This window comes from Pseudomonas sp. Nvir (genome assembly GCF_963778085.1).
Taxonomy (GTDB): domain Bacteria; phylum Pseudomonadota; class Gammaproteobacteria; order Pseudomonadales; family Pseudomonadaceae; genus Aquipseudomonas; species Aquipseudomonas juntendi.
In genome coordinates, this window is record NZ_OY970405.1 from 1,642,871 (window position 1) to 1,658,792 (window position 15,922).

17 protein-coding genes are annotated in these 15,922 nt (G+C 60.9%); 13 read left to right on the forward strand and 4 right to left on the reverse strand.

Going from position 1 to position 15,922, the window contains the following annotated elements; genetic code table 11:
- The first annotated feature begins 28 nt into the window (after positions 1–28).
- The 3 genes from AACG97_RS08000 (at position 29) to arfB (ending at position 2,204) form a co-directional block, all read left to right on the forward strand.
- A complete protein-coding gene (locus tag AACG97_RS08000) occupies positions 29–628 on the forward strand; it encodes an FMN-dependent NADH-azoreductase (protein WP_009683098.1) in 600 nt (199 codons plus the stop codon).
- Between the two features lie 285 nt (positions 629–913).
- Positions 914–1,789, forward strand: coding sequence for a carboxylate/amino acid/amine transporter (locus AACG97_RS08005; protein WP_064314548.1), 876 nt, complete (start codon positions 914–916; stop codon positions 1,787–1,789).
- A 1-nt stretch (position 1,790) separates the two neighbouring features.
- Positions 1,791–2,204, forward strand: coding sequence for an alternative ribosome rescue aminoacyl-tRNA hydrolase ArfB (gene arfB, locus AACG97_RS08010; RefSeq protein WP_225785755.1), 414 nt, complete (start codon positions 1,791–1,793; stop codon positions 2,202–2,204).
- 100 nt (positions 2,205–2,304) lie between these two features.
- On the opposite strand, the gene AACG97_RS08015 is transcribed toward arfB, so the two are convergent.
- The gene (locus tag AACG97_RS08015) at positions 2,305–3,606 is read right to left on the reverse strand and encodes a mechanosensitive ion channel family protein (protein ID WP_009683094.1); all 1,302 of its coding nucleotides are present in this window, start codon (positions 3,604–3,606) and stop codon (positions 2,305–2,307) included.
- Positions 3,607–3,709: 103 nt separating this feature from the next.
- On the opposite strand from AACG97_RS08015, the gene AACG97_RS08020 reads away from it, so the two are divergent.
- Entirely contained in the window at positions 3,710–5,071 is a 1,362-nt protein-coding gene (locus AACG97_RS08020; protein WP_054882222.1) for a DEAD/DEAH box helicase, read from the forward strand.
- A gap of 1,061 nt (positions 5,072–6,132) precedes the next feature.
- Here the strand turns inward: AACG97_RS08020 and AACG97_RS08025 are convergent.
- Complete coding sequence (locus AACG97_RS08025) at positions 6,133–6,702, reverse strand: recombinase family protein (RefSeq protein ID WP_197885895.1); 570 nt, start codon at positions 6,700–6,702, stop codon at positions 6,133–6,135.
- Between the two features lie 633 nt (positions 6,703–7,335).
- Here AACG97_RS08025 and AACG97_RS08030 point away from each other — a divergent pair.
- Genes AACG97_RS08030 through AACG97_RS08070 form a run of 9 tightly spaced genes read left to right on the forward strand, consistent with a single transcriptional unit; the run spans position 7,336 to position 14,507 of the window.
- The gene (locus AACG97_RS08030) at positions 7,336–7,680 is read left to right on the forward strand and encodes a hypothetical protein (RefSeq protein ID WP_197885554.1); all 345 of its coding nucleotides are present in this window, start codon (positions 7,336–7,338) and stop codon (positions 7,678–7,680) included.
- Positions 7,677–7,829 carry a hypothetical protein gene (locus tag AACG97_RS08035; protein ID WP_197885555.1) on the forward strand — a complete coding sequence of 51 codons (153 nt, stop codon included), beginning with the start codon at positions 7,677–7,679 and terminating at the stop codon, positions 7,827–7,829. The genes AACG97_RS08030 and AACG97_RS08035 overlap by 4 nt, the downstream gene beginning before the upstream one ends.
- Positions 7,830–7,854: 25 nt before the next feature.
- Positions 7,855–8,799 (forward strand): hypothetical protein, encoded by a 945-nt coding sequence (locus tag AACG97_RS08040; RefSeq protein WP_197885556.1) that lies wholly within the window; start codon positions 7,855–7,857, stop codon positions 8,797–8,799.
- A gap of 6 nt (positions 8,800–8,805) precedes the next feature.
- A complete protein-coding gene (locus tag AACG97_RS08045) occupies positions 8,806–12,255 on the forward strand; it encodes a hypothetical protein (RefSeq protein WP_225785754.1) in 3,450 nt (1,149 codons plus the stop codon).
- On the forward strand, positions 12,252–12,497 hold the full coding sequence (locus AACG97_RS08050; protein ID WP_061203655.1) for a hypothetical protein: 246 nt from the start codon (positions 12,252–12,254) through the stop codon (positions 12,495–12,497). The genes AACG97_RS08045 and AACG97_RS08050 overlap by 4 nt, the downstream gene beginning before the upstream one ends.
- Positions 12,490–13,002 carry a hypothetical protein gene (locus AACG97_RS08055; protein WP_197885558.1) on the forward strand — a complete coding sequence of 171 codons (513 nt, stop codon included), beginning with the start codon at positions 12,490–12,492 and terminating at the stop codon, positions 13,000–13,002. Before AACG97_RS08050 ends, AACG97_RS08055 begins: the two co-directional genes overlap by 8 nt.
- The gene (locus AACG97_RS08060) at positions 12,999–13,955 is read left to right on the forward strand and encodes a hypothetical protein (protein WP_197885559.1); all 957 of its coding nucleotides are present in this window, start codon (positions 12,999–13,001) and stop codon (positions 13,953–13,955) included. The genes AACG97_RS08055 and AACG97_RS08060 overlap by 4 nt, the downstream gene beginning before the upstream one ends.
- Before the next feature lie 2 nt (positions 13,956–13,957).
- On the forward strand, positions 13,958–14,365 hold the full coding sequence (locus tag AACG97_RS08065) for a hypothetical protein (RefSeq protein WP_197885560.1): 408 nt from the start codon (positions 13,958–13,960) through the stop codon (positions 14,363–14,365).
- A gap of 1 nt (position 14,366) precedes the next feature.
- On the forward strand, positions 14,367–14,507 hold the full coding sequence (locus AACG97_RS08070; RefSeq protein WP_197885561.1) for a hypothetical protein: 141 nt from the start codon (positions 14,367–14,369) through the stop codon (positions 14,505–14,507).
- Between the two features lie 27 nt (positions 14,508–14,534).
- On the opposite strand, the gene AACG97_RS08075 is transcribed toward AACG97_RS08070, so the two are convergent.
- Both AACG97_RS08075 and AACG97_RS08080 read right to left on the reverse strand, forming a co-directional pair.
- Positions 14,535–15,008, reverse strand: coding sequence for a hypothetical protein (locus AACG97_RS08075; protein WP_197885562.1), 474 nt, complete (start codon positions 15,006–15,008; stop codon positions 14,535–14,537).
- Positions 15,009–15,047: 39 nt separating this feature from the next.
- Complete coding sequence (locus tag AACG97_RS08080; RefSeq protein WP_197885563.1) at positions 15,048–15,854, reverse strand: hypothetical protein; 807 nt, start codon at positions 15,852–15,854, stop codon at positions 15,048–15,050.
- Positions 15,855–15,922: the final 68 nt, after the last annotated feature.

Here is a 15,922-nt window from a genome sequence, read left to right on the forward strand (position 1 = left end):
AACCTTTTTGCCGATGGAGGCACCGCCCATGGCCCACGTACTGATCATCGAAAGCAGCGCCCGCCAGCAGGATTCCGTTTCCCGCCAGCTGACCCAGGACTTCATTGCGCACTGGCAAGCAGCCCACCCGGCCGATCAGATCACGCTGCGCGACCTGGCGCTGAACCCGGTGCCGCACCTGGATGCCAACCTGCTGGGCGGCTGGATGAAGCCCGAAGCGCAGCGCAGCGTTGCCGAGCTGGAGGCCCTGGCCCGCTCCAACGAACTGACCGACGAATTGCTGGCGGCCGATGTGCTGGTAATGGCTGCCCCCATGTACAACTTCACCATCCCCAGCACCCTGAAGGCCTGGCTGGACCATGTGCTGCGTGCCGGCATCACCTTCAAGTACACCCCGACTGGCCCGCAAGGCCTGCTGACCGGCAAGCGCGCCATCGTCCTGACCGCCCGTGGCGGCATCCATGCCGGTGCCAGCAGCGACCACCAGGAACCGTATCTGCGGCAGGTGATGGCCTTCATCGGTATTCACGATGTCGACTTCATCCATGCCGAGGGCCTGAACATGAGCGGCGAGTTCCACGAAAAGGGCCTCAACCAGGCCAAGGCCAAACTGGCGGCGGTGGCCTGAGCGTTATCGAATTCCCGACCCTGACACCTGTTTTTGCTCCTTTGGGTGTACCTGCCCGGCCTTGGTGGCCGGGCTTTTTTATGCCTGGTGTTTTGTGGATGGCTGTGCCGGCCTGTTCGCGGGCTTGCCCGCTCCCACAGGTACATCACAGGGCTCAGGTGCGGTGATATACCGGTGGGAGCGGGCAAGCCCGCGAACAGGCCGGCACAGCCCCCACATTCCTCATGGTTGATCACAAAGCCTGCAACCCGCTAAGGTCGCCGCCTTGATTCACGAGAGACAACCATGGGCTACCTGATAATCGTCGCGCTGATCCAGGCGTTTTCCTTCAGCCTGATCGGCGAGTACCTGGCCGGGCACGTCGACAGCTATTTCGCCGTGCTCGCGCGGGTGCTGCTGGCCGGCCTGGTGTTCCTGCCGCTGACCCGCTGGCGCCAGGTCGAGCCGCGCTTCATGCGCTCGATGCTGCTGATCGGTGCGTTGCAGTACGGCATCACCTACGTCTGCCTGTACCTGAGCTTTCGCGTGCTCACGGTGCCGGAAGTGCTGCTGTTCACCATCCTCACGCCATTGCATGTCACCCTGATCGAAGATGCCATGAACCGGCGTTTCAACCCGTGGGCATTGCTGGCGGCACTGGTGGCCGTGGCTGGCGCGGCGGTGATCCGCTTCGACAGCATCAGCGGTGAGTTCTTTACCGGTTTCCTGCTGCTGCAGTTGGCCAACTTCACCTACGCCGCCGGCCAGGTGCTGTACCGCCACCTGGTCGCACGCAACCCCAGCGACCTGCCGCACTACACCCGTTTTGGCTACTTCTACCTCGGCGCCCTGCTGGTGGTGCTGCCGGCCTTCCTGCTGTTCGGCAATGCCCAGCACCTGCCGAGTACCGATGTGCAATGGCTGGTGTTGCTGTTCCTCGGGTTGTGCCCGACGGCGCTGGGCCTGTACTGGTGGAACAAGGGTGCGTGCCTGGTATCCGGCGCTACCCTGGCGGTGATGAACAACCTGCATGTGCCTGTGGGGCTGCTGCTCAACCTGCTGATCTGGAACCAGCACGAGCCACTGGGGCGGCTGTTCATTGGCGGTGCGATCATCATCGCCTCGGTATGGCTGAGCCGCCTGGGTGGCCGTGGGCGAGCGCCGCTGGCTGGCAAGGCCTGACATGCTGACCCTCTCCAACGGTGTGCAACTGCCGGATACGGACATCGAGCTGAGCTACATCCGTGCCCAAGGCGCGGGTGGGCAGAACGTCAACAAAGTGTCCAGCGCGGTGCACCTGCGCTTCGACATACGCGCCTCATCGCTGCCCGCGTTTTACAAGGAGCGGCTGCTGGCGCTACGGGACAGCCGCATTACCGGCGATGGCGTATTGATCATCAAGGCCCAGCAGTTCCGTACCCAGGAGCAGAACCGCGCGGATGCCTTGGCACGCCTTGCCGAGTTGATCATCGCTGCCGGCAAGACCGAGAAGAAACGCCGCCCCACCAAGCCCAACCTCGGCTCGAAGACCCGCCGGCTCGAAGGGAAGGCCAGACGCAGTACGGTCAAGGCGGGGCGGGGCAAGGTGGACTTCTAAGGCCGTAGGCGGAACGGGCTATTGCGCAGGCTTGCATGGCTGCGCGCCCTTGTAGGAGCGGCCTTGTGTCGCGATGGGCTGCGCAGCAGCCCCCGCAATCTCAAGCCTCGCTCATTTCTTCAAGGCGTCGCGGCATCGGCTCTGCCGCCGTGCGCCCGGCCAACCCCACGCGCATGTCGTTGCCACTCGGCTGCTGATACAGACTCAAGCCAAACTCCGGCAACACCGCCAGCAGGTAATCGAAGATATCCCCCTGGATGCGCTCGTAGTCCGCCCACACCGTGGTGGTGGTAAAGCAGTAGATTTCCAGCGGCACGCCCTCGGCGGTGGTCTGCATCTGCCGCACCATGCAGGTCATGTTCGGGTGCACATTGGGGTGGTTTTTCAGATAGGCCAGGGCAAACGCGCGGAAGGTGCCGATATTGGTCAGCTTGCGCCGGTTGGCCGACAGTTCGGCCACAGGGCCCAGCGCTTCGTTCCAGCTTTGCAGCTCCTGGCGTTTGCCGGCCAGGTAGTCGCCCAGCAGGCTGACCTGGGACAGGCGCTGTTCCTCCTCGCGAGTGAGGAAGCGTACACCTGCGGCGTCGATGAACAGGCTGCGCTTGATCCGCCGGCCGCCGGATTGCTGCATGCCGCGGTAGTTGCGGAACGACTCGCTCATCAGGCGCCAGGTGGGCACGGAGACAATGGTCTTGTCGAAGTTCTGCACCTTCACCGTATGCAGGGTAATGTCCACCACGTCGCCATCGGCGCCAACCTGGGGCATTTCGATCCAGTCACCGACATGCAGCATGTCGTTGCTGGTCAACTGCACGCTGGCGACGAACGACAGCAGGGTGTCCTTGTAGACCAACAGCAGCACCGCCGACATGGCGCCCAGGCCCGACAGCAGCAGCAGGGGCGAGCGGTCGATCAGGGTGGCGACGATGACGATCGAGGCGAAGATCCACAGCATCATCTTGGCCAGTTGCACATAACCCTTGATCGAGCGGGTGCGGGCGTGTTCGGTGCGCGCATAGATGTCGAGCAGGGCATCCAGCAGGCACGACAGCGCCATGGTCATGAACAGCAAGGTGAACGCCAGGGCGACGTTGCCCAGGAAGTGCTGGGCGGTATCGGACAGCTCCGGTACCAGTTTCAGGCCAAACTGCACCACCAGTGACGGGGTGGTCTGCGCCAGGCGGTGGAAGACCTTGTTGTGACGCAGGTCGTCCAGCCACTTGAGTGCCGGCTGGCGTGCCAGCAGGCGCGCGCCGTGCAGCATCAGGAAGCGTGCCAGGCGGCCGATGACCAGGGAGATGAGCAGTAGCACCGCCAGGCCGATGGCCGCGTGCAGCATGGGGTGTTGGTCGAGGGTGCCCCACAGGTCGAGGGAGTCACGCCAGATTTGTTGGATATCCATGGGCTTGCATACAGTCTTGTTGCGAAACGAGGTGCCATTAGAGCGCGGATGGCGACAAAGTTGCCAAAAGAAATTCGGCTAAGGCGGCAGAAAACGTTACCCTATGCAATTGAATTTCCCGCACTTGCCTGAGGTTACCTCCGTGTTCTCCCAATTCGCCCTGCATGAACGCCTGCTTAAAGCCGTGGCCGAGCTTAAATTTGTCGAGCCAACCCCGGTGCAGGCCGCGGCCATCCCCTTGGCCCTGCAAGGGCGTGACCTGCGCGTGACCGCGCAGACCGGCAGCGGCAAGACGGCAGCTTTCGTGCTGCCGCTGCTCAACCGCCTGGTCGACCTGAAAGGCGGGCGCGTCGAAATCCGTTCGCTGATCCTGCTGCCTACCCGCGAACTGGCTCAGCAAACCCTGAAGCAGGTGCAGCTGTTCTCGCAGTTCACCTACATCAAGGCGGGCCTGGTCACCGGCGGTGAAGACTTCAAGGAACAGGCCGCCATGCTGCGCAAGGTGCCGGACGTGCTGATCGGCACCCCGGGCCGTTTGCTCGAGCAACTCAACGCCGGCAACCTCGACCTGTCCCACGTGCAGGTGCTGATCCTCGACGAAGCCGACCGCATGCTCGACATGGGCTTCGCCGAAGACATGGAGCGTCTGTGCAAGGAGTGCGAGAACCGTGAGCAGACCCTGCTGTTCTCGGCCACCACCGGCGGTGCGGCCCTGCGCGACATCATCGGCAAGGTGCTGAAAGACCCGGAGCACCTGATGCTCAACAGTGTCTCGCAGTTGGCCGAAGGCACTCGCCAGCAGATCATCACGGCCGACCACGATCAGCACAAAGAGCAGATCGTGCAGTGGCTGCTGGCCAATGAAACCTTCGACAAGGCAATCATCTTCACCAATACCCGCGCCCTGGCCGACCGTATCTACGGCCACCTGGTGGCCAAGGAGGTGAAGGCCTTCGTACTGCACGGCGAGAAGGATCAGAAGGACCGCAAGCTGGCCATCGAACGTTTCAAGCAGGGCAGCTCCAAGGTGCTGGTGGCCACCGACGTGGCGGCCCGTGGACTGGACATCGACGGTCTCGATCTGGTGATCAACTTCGACATGCCGCGCAGCGGCGACGAGTACGTGCACCGCGTGGGCCGTACCGGGCGTGCCGGTGGTGAAGGGTTGGCAATCTCGCTTATCACCCACAATGACTGGAACCTGATGTCCAGCATCGAGCGCTACCTCAAGCAGCAGTTCGAGCGCCGCGTCATCAAGGAAGTGAAGGGCACCTACACCGGGCCGAAGAAGGTCAAGGCCTCGGGCAAGGCGGCCGGGAGCAAGAAGAAAAAGATCGAGAAAAAAACCGGCGACAAGAAGGCGGCCGCCAAGCGCAAGCCTACCGCCAAGCCGAAGGCCAACGCGCCACTGGCCAGCGCCGATGGCCTGGCGCCGCTGAAGAAGCGTAAGCCTGCTGCCGAATAAATAGCGCTCAATGGCCCAATCGCCGGCAAGCCCCACAGGGATTGCATCAGGGCTGACAGGTGGTCGCCACAAGATATGCAGTGCCTGTGAGATCGAGCGCCGCCCGCGCGGCGCATCGCGAGCTGCGCTCGCTCCTACGTTTGTTTCGGGCCAATTATGCCTGTGGGATTTGCGCGCGAACCCTTTGGCGCATGCCTCAATGTCGCGCCGTATGAACCAGGCGGTCGCGCGCACCTGGCACAGGGGTTACTGGCCAGAAACAAACGTAGGAGCGAGCGCAGCTCGCGATGCGCCGCGCGGGCGGCGCTCGTTCTCACAGGCACTGAAGATGCAGCGGCTACCCTTGCCAGCGATAGGGCCATTGGAAACACCCCATCACTCAGCCTTCTGCTGCGCTACCTTCAACTCCTTGATCCGCTGGTCAATCAACTGACACTTGTCGGGCAAGTCTTGGTTGGCGTGCGATTGGCAGCGCTTGGGGTGCTCTGGCACAGTGGTTTCATGGATTGATACAGCGGCGGGGTAGGGCGGCTTTATACGGTGCGCTATACGGTTTTTGGTAGGAGACGGGGGCTATGGTTGCAGGCCGAACCGACCCCGCCGTATGAGCATGCCTCACGGGCCGACACGATGCAGTGGCGGGTGACGGGCGGTGATCCGGGCTCGACGAATGATGGCACATTTAATGGATCGCCCTGCGGTTAATGGCACAGGTTGGCGCTGGCATTAAATCCGTAAAGGCTCTAGCACAGTGGTTTCAGTCTTTTTTAATACATTTAATACAATTAATAGAAAATTAGAGATAAACGCATGAGGGTACCCAGGTAATACAGGGCTACACACGTGCTACATATGTGCTACATGCCTATAAAACCTTGCGGTATGGGCTCCATGGCATTGAAGGTATTGAGGAACCGCTGAAACCATTGTGCTAGAGCCACTCAATGCGTAATGGCATTCCCATTAGAGTCCATTAGAAACCATTAGGTTTTGTGCGATTATCGGACACTCAGGGTTTATCGTTAAATTTGTAGCACGCCACTGACGTGCTTTATATGCCATCATGATTCCCGCGCTGCCTTCAACACACGCTGAACTGTGCTGACGCCGATGCCCAGGTTCGCCGCAATGTGGCGGATCGAGATACCAGCATCACGCAGTTCCCTGATCTTGGCGTTGCTCTTGTCCTCGGCGCGGCGCACATAGACGCCACGCTGTTTTGCCTTGGCGATGCCCTCGGCCTGGCGCTCACGGATCAATGCCCGTTCAAACTGTGCCACTGCGCCCATCATGCTGAGCATCAGGTCTTGCATCGCGTCGTGCTTGCCGGTGAATGTCAGGCCTTCCTTGTGGAAGACCAGCGCCACGCCCTTGGCCCGGAACTCTTCGACCAATGCCAGCAGATCGCTCAGGGAGCGCGCCAGGCGGTCGATGCTGTGCACGTGGACCGTGTCACCTTCACGCACTGAGCGGCGCAGCTCGGCCATCTGTGGCCTGTTCACGGTGGCACCGCTCACCTTGTCGGTAAATGTCCGGTCGACCTGCACGCCGTCGAGCTGGCGTTCGGTGCTCTGGTCCACACTCGATACCCGGATGTAGCCAATGTCCACGGTGTTCACCTCTGTGTTCATAGGTCTAGACATGGACAGCATCGGCGGAAACCCACCGAACAGCAAGCCTGAAACGCAGGAAACTGTGTTCATTCCGACGTGTGGTCATTAGTGTACTTGTGAACACATAGCGCCATGGCACAACCCTGATCGCTCTGCATCGAGGCCACTTACCCTGTGGGTGGGGTGTCCAAGTACTGATCAAAGAATCTGAATCGATTCATCAAAAGCGAGAGAGGCATTGCCGGCGTCCGTCGACAGCTGCCTGGCAGGGTGAATCGCCTGGGAAAAAGGGGGTGGACGCCAATAATCGGGACCGCCCCCACCCGCACCCGTTTCTTTGAAACTGTACGTATATACATGTAGGGGGTGACGGTCGAACAGGCTCCCGAAAAATTTTTACCCGTGTAACTCCAAAAGCGTGTAAGCAAAAATTCCCAAAAAATTTTCTAAAAATTTCAGCAACTTAGTTTAAGCCACCACTGTGCTTAACCACCTAAAAGCGTGTAAATCCGAAGTATGCGGGGGACGGCCCAAATACAGCAATCAATGCCATTCGTCCAATACCGATAAGAAATAGACATAGATATATCGATAACTTTTTGATACCGAATTAGCATAAATCCATGGAATATTTTCTCGGGGGAGAAAGCCATGGACCACAGCCAAACAGCCAGCCTGACGCAAATCGCAGCGCTGGCGGACATCGCCCCCAACAATCTGCACTCCGGTGACTTGCCGCCAGCTGTGCCGCTGCGCACCGGCAAGCAGGGCCGACCCGAGCACGTTGTGCCGCTCGATGAACTGGCCGACTTCGCCCTGGCCATGACCGCCCACCTCACCGAAGCGGAATGTCGCCTTCGTATCGCCATCGCTGCCCAGCGCAAATCCAACCGCCGTACCGCTGGGTTCCGCGCCGGACAGGTCGATCAAGCTACCGGCTTCGTTGAAATAGTCCGCGTTTACGACCAACCCCGCTTCGAGGAACCGCAGCCATGAACTTCGCCACCGCCCTCGCCATTCCCGCCACCCCGCCAGTCGACACAGCGGCACAACGCAAGGCAGACCACGCACACGCGCAGATGCTGAAACTCGTCGACGCTCTGTGCCGGTCGCCGCTGGTGCCGGGCACTGACTCGGTTCACTGATCACCCGTTTAGTAGGAGAACGTCCATGGCCAGCTTCGCAGACATTTTCAGTCAGGAGAACGTCGGCAACCTGATGAGCGACCCCCGCCTGCAGCTTGGCCTGGCCTTGATGGCTCAGGGTCGGCAGGGTTCCAGTTCGCAGGCAATCGGCCAGGCCGGGAGCCGAGCGGTACAGTTGATGGGCGAACAACGCCGGGCGCAGGAACTGGCCCAGTACCGTCAGCAGATGACCGCGCTGCAGCAACAGCAGATGCAGATGCGCCAACAGGCGGCAGACGCCAAGGCCGCGCAGCAGGCGCAGTATCAAGAACGCGTGCAAGACCCCAGCTTCCTCGATCAGCTGAGCCCTACCGCCCGACAGATGGCCGGCCTCGGCGTGAGTCCTGATGACCTGATTCGCGCAATTGGCGTGGACAATCTGGCCGCGCACCGTGACGCCAGCCTGGCTCAGCAGCAGTCGCAGTTCGCCACCCGTGAAAGTCGCATCGGTGCCAACGGTGGATCGGCCGGGCCACGCATGCCAACCCAGCGCCAGGTGCTGGAAAAACCAATCGGCAATGGGATGGTCCAGAAATTCCTGCTCGACCCGGCAACGGGCGAATACCAGGAATACGGGCAACCCTATGCGCAGTATTCACCTGGCCGTAAAGCCAAGGCCGACGCCACTGGTGCTGACGCCGTTGTGCAACAGGTCATGGGCAATGGCCCGACTGCCGCCGAGGCGTTGCCCGGTACCGGCAGTATCGAATCATACAAGCCGCAACCCCAGCAGCCGGTCGGCGTCCTGCCAATGGCAGCGAGCGGTGGCGGCATGGCCAATCCTGCGCTGAAAGCTGCGACAGCTGACACACGTGTGCCAGGCCAGCCCAAGATCGCTACGCCCATGACTAAGGCCGAGTACGACGCACTGCCGCCCGGCGCCCGGTACATCGACCCTGTGAGCGGCAAGACCGCCACCAAGCGAGGTTAACGTGCAATGGCCATTTCCGCCTTTGGCGATGCTCTCGATGACGCCCCAGCGTTACCTGGCACTCCAGCGCAACAACCGCAGGCGGCGCCAGCGCAGCCGGAGGTAAGTGCCTTCGGAGATACGCTGTCGGCCTTTGGTGACGCACTCGACAGCGATGTGCCAACCGCGTCGGCACAGCAGCCTGGCTATCTGGACCGTATCGAATCGGCCATCGACAACAGCATGATCGGTGACTTCGGTCGCTCGGTTGCCCGTGGTGGCCTGGATGTTGGCGACAGCGTGGCGGGCATCACCGGCCTGTTGAGCGGTGGCCGCATTCCTCAGGCGCTTGGCTACAACACGTCGGGTGCCAGGTCTTACATCGACCAACACGATACGCCTGAACGCCAAGCCTCTCGCCAGGCACTTGACCAGGCAAAAGGCATTGGTGGCACGCTCCAGGCGCTGATCGACAACCCTGGCAATATTCCGCACCTGATCGCCCAATCGGCCCCGAGCATGGTGGCAGGCGGCGCGGTCGGTCGTGGGGTGGGGTTGGCCGCACGCGGTGCCGGCCTCGCACCAGGTGCAGCTGGCGTTATCGGCGCGGGTGCAGGTGAAGGCATCGTCGCAGCAGGACAACAGGCCGAACAGGCGCGCCAGCATACCGGCACGTTGACCCCTGGCCAATCCGGTCTTGCGCTGCTGTCGGGTATCGGTACTGGCCTGCTCGGTGCTGCTGGCGCTCGCATCGGCCGCAAGTTGGGTGTGGCTGACATCGACGCACAACTGGCTGGCGCAGTTGGTGTTGACGTGGCCAAGGGCATGGTCAACCGCGCATTGGTCGGTACCGGCATCGAGAGCCTGGAAGAGCTGACACAAAGCGGCCAGCAGCAAGTGTTGTCCAACCTGGCTAATGATCGCCCCGCGCTTGAAGGCGTGGACAAGCAAATGGTCATGGGCGGCGTGGTTGGCGGTGCCATGGGTGGCGCTGCGAGCCTTCGTCGACCAACCCTCAACACCTCCACAGAACAGCCGCCAGCGGCCCCTATCGCAGCGCCCCAAGCCGAAGCCATGCCAACCCCTGCGCCCGAGCAGATCGCGCCACAGGTAGCGCCCGAGCCGGCCCCGCAATCTGTGCCGAAAACGCCGTTCGCCGGTAGCCAGGACGTGGCGCCGTTGCTGGACAACCTTGGCGTTCAGGGCGAACAACGCACCCGCTCGCTCGACCTGCTGCGCCCCGCCGAGGCTGATATCGAAGCCCGCCGCCGTGGTGTTGTGACCATGGACGAACAACGCCGGCTGGCCAGTCTGATCGGCCTCGACGGTGCCCAGGCGCAGGCTTTCAGCCGCAAGATCGGCCAAGCCTGGAATGCCGAACAGATTATTGCTGGCACCGATCTGGTAAGCGACCGGCTCAAGACGGTGATGGAGCAGCAGCAACGCATCGCTAGCGGGCAGGCCAGCGACTTGGAAAAGGCCTCTTTTGTGCAAGACCTGGGCGACCTGAAAACGGTGTTCGGCGAACTGATGGGCGCTCGCGCCGAGAGTGGCCGAGCACTTGCAGCCCAGCGCCGCCAGGTACAAAACATCAACGAAGCGCAGCGCATCCTTGAAGGCATCGGCGGCGTCCAAGGCGCCGACGACCTCGCCGCTGCCATCGGCAAAGCAGTGCAGACTGGTGGCGTACAGAACCTGGCCAAGCTGATCGGCCAGCCCGAAGGCAAGATGCAACGCTTGTTCGGTTACTACTACCGGGCAGCACTGCTTAGCGGCGTGCGCACCCATGCGGTGAACATCGTCAGCAACACCGCCACGCTTGGCAACGAAGTGATTGAACGTGGCATTGCGGCTGGTATCGGTGGCGCCAAGCGCCTGGCTACTGGTGGCAGGTCGGGGCAGACCGTTTTCGCTGAGCCTCTGGACCTGCTGATCGGCATGAGTCGGGGAATGTCCAAGGCAGGGACCGCAGCTGTCGACGCCTTCCGCACTGGTGAATCGGCGGTGCTCGGTGGCCAGGCCAAGCAGGACAATAGCCAGGACTTGAACAACACTCCACGCCAGCCAGGTGTGCTTGGCACTGCTGGCTTCGCAGCCGACCGCCTGGCCAGCCTTCCATACCGCGCACTAGGCGCGGAGGATTCTTTTTTTGCCACGCTCAACTTCGAGGCCGAACTGCGCACCCTGGCACGCCGCGAGGCACTGGTGGAGAAACGCCAAGGGCAACTGCCCAGCGGGGTGAAGTTCAGCCAGCGCATTGAGCAGTTTGTGCAGAACCCTACCGCCAAGATGATCGAAGCGGCGGGGTTACATGCCCGCACCAACACCTTCAACAGCAAGGCTGGTGCCTTCGCTAACGCGGTCATGTCAGCCAAGGCCAAAGCTCCATGGCTTAACCTGATTGTGCCCTTCGTCCGCACCCCGGCCAACGTGGTCAAGTTCGGGTTGCATCGCACGCCGGTGGCGCCGCTGTTCAAGGAAGTGCGTGAAGACTTCGCCGCTGGGGGCGCTCGGCAAGAGCGTGCCGCTGCCAGGATGGTTTGGGGGTCGGGCGTGATGGTCCTGGCCGGTATGGCAGCACAGGCTGGTTACCTCACTGGGTCAGGCCCCGACGACAAGAAGGAAAAGCAGGCGTTGCTGGCTACCGGTTGGCGCCCTTACTCGATCAAGGTGGGGGACACCTACCACGAATACAGCCGCCTCGATCCGTTCTCTATGTGGCTTGGCCTGGCCGCCGACATGACAACCATGGACTACCAGCACAAGGATGCCGCCGACGTTGCTGCCAATGTGCTGGGGTCGCTGGTCAACAACACGATCAGCAAGACCTACATGCAGGGCCTGTCCAACTTCGTCGAATTCATGCAGGACCCTAAGCGCAACGGCGAGTGGTACACCCGGCAGATGGCCGGCACGATGGCGCAGCCCCTTACCCTGCTGTCAAACATCGCCAGCGAAAACGATCCGTTCGCCCGCGAAGGCAACTCGATGCTTGATGCGATCAAGTACCGAGTACCAGGCCTGCGCACTGACCTGCCCGCCAAACTGGATGCCTTTGGCGAGCCTGTGCCGAACCGTCAGTACCCAGGTGGCCCGTTTTCCATCGGCGCTCCTATCGCGCAGTCGCAGGAAGCCACCGACCCGGTACGCAGCGAAGCCGGCCGAATCGGTTGGTCGCCCACCACCTTCCAGAAACAACTGACGCTCAACGGCAGCAAAATCGAAATCCCCAGTGGCCAGCACCACGAACTGGCGCAGCTGGCCGGGCGGATGACACATCGTGGCGCACAGCGGCTCATGCGCTCCCCAGGCTGGTCGCGACTGAGTGACGATCAGAAACGCGACGCCCTGGAAAAGATGGCGGCGAAGGCTCGCGCAGCTGTGCGTATGGCCGGTATCCCGCTCGTTACCAGCGGCAAGCGTACTGCGCTGGACCGTCTCAAAAACTCCATTGACCAAACTGAGGTGCAGCGATGACCACCGATATCGAACAGGCCAAAGCCGCTGTGGCCGATGCGCAGGGCAATTACGACCGACTGTGCCGTGCGCTCGAAACATTGCAGCAACAGCTGGCACAGGCCGAGCAGACGTTGAACAGCGCACGTTTCAAACTGCAGCGCGTCACCGCCGCGACAGCGCCACAGCACCAGCGTGATTCTGAAATCGCAGCCCTGGCCGCTGCGCTCGCCACCGCCACAGGAGATGACAGCCATGTTTGACCGCGCCCAACTTTTGCAGCTGAGGAACGACGCCACGCTTGCAGCCGTCGACTTCAAGCGCGCCCGCATCGAGGCCGCTGCAGACGGATTCGTTGTGCACATCGATGCACCGAAAGTCGATATCAGCCGGTTGGTGCCCACCCCACCGCCTACCCGCATAGAGACTCGCAGCGCAGTCCAGGCTGAGGGCGAAATGCTTCGTGCTTTGCTGATCATCCAGCGCGCCGAGCGCCAGACCGTGCGTGGTGGGATCGTCGGTTGGTCTGCTGAACAGATCGCCCGGCGACCGCTCGAACCGAACGAGTTGGCCGACTACCTGGCGCGGATTTCCCACGCGAAGAAAGTGCAGGAGCTGCAAGGGCAACTCGCCGAAGCCATTTCCCGCCGTGCCCGCGCTGAACAGGAAGACGCTGCAGCCGCCGAGCTGAACGCCCGCTATGGCCTGGCACAGGTTAGTCAAGGCATAGCCAAACCTAAACGTACTGCCCGGAGTGTCTCCAAATGAGCGACGAACAAACCCAAAACGATTTCCTTGGCGAGATTGCGGCCGAGGCAACCGGCACAACCGGTATCGCTGATGACGTGAGCACTGACGACGCTGTGCCAAATGATCTGGCCGACCAGGTCGAGAGCTACGACGCCCACGCTGAACGCCGCGACGAACATCTTCATGATGACGCCGACCAAGGCGCGGACGACCTGCAGGTTGATGATCGTCAGGACAACGGCCGCAAGCAGTCTGTGCCATTGGGCGCCCTGCAGAAGGAACGCGCCGCACGCCAACAAGCGCAGGCTCAACTCGCTCAGATGCAACAGCAACTCGCCGCGTTCCAGCAGCAACAGTTGCAGGCCCAGCAAACTGCCCAGCAAGCTCAGCAACAGGCAGAAATCCCGGCGTTCGTCGACGATCCTGAGGGCCACATCAACGGCCTGAAACAGCAGTTCCAGGCCGAGCTGGAAGCGATGCGCCAAGGCCAGCAACATGTCCAGCAAGAGGCGCAGTTCCGCCAGCAGGTGGCCGAGGTTGCGCAACACACAGTACAGTCCGAAGCGCAGTTCCGTGCCCTGCAGCCGGATTACGATCAGGCAGTCGCACATATGTCCGAACTCGCGAGGGCCCAAGTCCGCCAGGCACATCCCAGCGCCAGCGACCTGGAGATTCAACAGGTCGAGGCCACTGCGTTGCTGCAGTTCGCGCTGCAGTGCCGGCAGCAGGGGCTGAATCCGGCCGAGGCGCTGTATCAGCGGGCAGTGGCCCACGGCTTCCAGGCCTCGCACCGCCGCACACAATCGACTAGGAAGGCGCCGACCAGCCTGTCCGACACGAACGGGACCACCCGTGCGCCGGACCAGCGTGGCAACGTGCGGGCGAAGGACATCGCTGGCATGTCCAACGAAGAGTTTGACCAGCTGTTTGAAAGCATGCGGAATGCGGAACGTCCGCGGTTCGGTTTTTGACCATGGACGGCATCAGCGAACCGGACGTTGAGCGCCTGCTGCGTCACTTGCAGCAGGTCGTGGAGCGGGCGCCCGTGCACCAGCGTGACAAGCGCCGCCAGATCATGCGTGGCGCGCGTGCTGCGCTGTTTGCCCTGGCAGACAACGGAACGCTTGAGGATCTGCGCGACGAGCTGGTGTATGAACTGATGGGCATCCTGCCTGATAGGCCGGTATCGGTCGTGCAGCAAGGCACCGCCGATCCGGTGCCGGCGCAGGCCGACCGAATTATGCAGTGCCTGGAACAGGGCATGCCGTTGAGCAAGATCTGCCGGGAGCTGCACTGTGGCAGGGCGGCGGTTCACAAGTGTCAGCAACTGCGCGCCGAGCGCGCACAACAATGTGACGACGTGGCACCTAGAGGTGACTGAAATGATCGACAAACGTGACGGTACCAAGCACACCCCTGCGCCGAGCAGGGAACAATACTTTCCTCAATCCGGGCGGCATCAGGACGGCAAAGCTACCGGTGATTCGGGCTTTGGCACTGACAAAGGGAAGCGGGGCAAGTGAACCAGTTGCACAAGGATGTGCCACCTTTCAGTCAACTAGCATTTTGAGTCGTGCAACATCCTCTTGATCCTTTCGCCGCTCGCTACCCTCCTTCATGCGGATCAGAAGGTCAATCGAGGCGTAGCGCACACGTTGCCCGTTCACCATCGCCTCGTTTGCTTGCTCCCACTCATGTGCAAAATCAATGTCGGGTCCGGTTGTGAGGATATCGGCGAAGAAGCGTTGAGTCTTGAGAGGCAAATGTTGCCGCGACAGCGCTGACGAACTGATAGAGTCCTCTGTGAAGTCTGGTGCCAGTTCCAAGTTGTATAGCGCGCATATGACGTGCTTCGCATTCTTGGGCGTAGATTCGATCAACAGGTCCAGGTCGGAGCCGTCGATGTTTCGTGCTGGGTCGTGGAGATGGACAGCTATACCTCCGACCACCAGGAACCGGGCGCCGTGTTTCAAAAGCCCTTCGAGCAAAGCTCTATTCCCGTAGAGGGTCATCACTTGCTGCATAGCATCACCCTGCTAGTCGTAGAGACTGGAACCTACCAACTAGTGATTTCTCACTCTCACGAAATCTATGTTGACATCAGAAACACTATAGTGGAAAAGCTGCTCCCTACGTGCACCGCATGCGTCATCGTAAACGAGCCTACAAGTGCCGATTTGCGACCCTTCAACAAGCATAAAATCGAAGTGACCGAACATTTCGTGGCCCTCGGGGAAGTCACCTAGCCACAACGACCTCAACTCATTCACATGCGGTTCGAAAAACAACTCCGCGCTAAGTGCCTTCTTCCCTTCATTTTTAACTTGGATCTGATTCTTTGCCCAGCCGCTGCCCCTGTGCACCATTTTGTTTTGGGCTTCAAGAGTGAACAACGCATTGAGTGCCCTGTCACGCTCTTGCACCTGAATTTTCATCTGCTGTTTTGCAGCCTCTGCGATTTCTTTTTGCTGGTCGACCGAGTTCTTGAGCTCAATAGCCTGCAAGCGAAGCTCTTGACCTTGCTGTACAAAACCCAGTACCAGCCACAGGAACGCGACAGGGCCAAAAGCACCAGCAAGAAAGTCGCCCACCTCATTCAATGGCATGGTTTCCAGTGTGCCAACGCGCCCCCATATCACCGGCAAAATCACGGCAAGATAGGCCAACGTTAGGGCTGTGCCAACAATCCCTAAGTGGTCACGTACCCGCCATTGCTCAGGCCAAAATCTGTTCAAAACCCACTTCACCATCACTGTCAAAGCAATGGACAGAAGCAACCACAAGACGATGGTCGTTGATAGTGACAACTCCTCATTCGGTACCGAATTCGGGTTTACAAATGTGCCCCTCACTGATTCCCACAAAGCCATCGCGATCCCTCACATTCAGCGCCACCAGACCAGTGGCCAACAGCCAGCGATCATAGCGGCGCCGATGT

What these genes read in the sequence shown, in the direction of transcription:
- AACG97_RS08000 (WP_009683098.1), top strand. Translation starts at nt 29, where the DNA reads ATGGCCCACGTACTGATCATCGAAAGCAGCGCCCGCCAGCAGGATTCC.
- AACG97_RS08005 (WP_064314548.1), top strand. Translation starts at nt 914, where the DNA reads ATGGGCTACCTGATAATCGTCGCGCTGATCCAGGCGTTTTCCTTCAGC.
- arfB (WP_225785755.1), top strand. Translation starts at nt 1,791, where the DNA reads ATGCTGACCCTCTCCAACGGTGTGCAACTGCCGGATACGGACATCGAG.
- AACG97_RS08015 (WP_009683094.1), bottom strand. Translation starts at nt 3,606, where the DNA reads ATGGATATCCAACAAATCTGGCGTGACTCCCTCGACCTGTGGGGCACC.
- AACG97_RS08020 (WP_054882222.1), top strand. Translation starts at nt 3,710, where the DNA reads ATGCAATTGAATTTCCCGCACTTGCCTGAGGTTACCTCCGTGTTCTCC.
- AACG97_RS08025 (WP_197885895.1), bottom strand. Translation starts at nt 6,702, where the DNA reads ATGAACACAGAGGTGAACACCGTGGACATTGGCTACATCCGGGTATCG.
- AACG97_RS08030 (WP_197885554.1), top strand. Translation starts at nt 7,336, where the DNA reads ATGGACCACAGCCAAACAGCCAGCCTGACGCAAATCGCAGCGCTGGCG.
- AACG97_RS08035 (WP_197885555.1), top strand. Translation starts at nt 7,677, where the DNA reads ATGAACTTCGCCACCGCCCTCGCCATTCCCGCCACCCCGCCAGTCGAC.
- AACG97_RS08040 (WP_197885556.1), top strand. Translation starts at nt 7,855, where the DNA reads ATGGCCAGCTTCGCAGACATTTTCAGTCAGGAGAACGTCGGCAACCTG.
- AACG97_RS08045 (WP_225785754.1), top strand. Translation starts at nt 8,806, where the DNA reads ATGGCCATTTCCGCCTTTGGCGATGCTCTCGATGACGCCCCAGCGTTA.
- AACG97_RS08050 (WP_061203655.1), top strand. Translation starts at nt 12,252, where the DNA reads ATGACCACCGATATCGAACAGGCCAAAGCCGCTGTGGCCGATGCGCAG.
- AACG97_RS08055 (WP_197885558.1), top strand. Translation starts at nt 12,490, where the DNA reads ATGTTTGACCGCGCCCAACTTTTGCAGCTGAGGAACGACGCCACGCTT.
- AACG97_RS08060 (WP_197885559.1), top strand. Translation starts at nt 12,999, where the DNA reads ATGAGCGACGAACAAACCCAAAACGATTTCCTTGGCGAGATTGCGGCC.
- AACG97_RS08065 (WP_197885560.1), top strand. Translation starts at nt 13,958, where the DNA reads ATGGACGGCATCAGCGAACCGGACGTTGAGCGCCTGCTGCGTCACTTG.
- AACG97_RS08070 (WP_197885561.1), top strand. Translation starts at nt 14,367, where the DNA reads ATGATCGACAAACGTGACGGTACCAAGCACACCCCTGCGCCGAGCAGG.
- AACG97_RS08075 (WP_197885562.1), bottom strand. Translation starts at nt 15,008, where the DNA reads ATGCAGCAAGTGATGACCCTCTACGGGAATAGAGCTTTGCTCGAAGGG.
- AACG97_RS08080 (WP_197885563.1), bottom strand. Translation starts at nt 15,854, where the DNA reads ATGGCTTTGTGGGAATCAGTGAGGGGCACATTTGTAAACCCGAATTCG.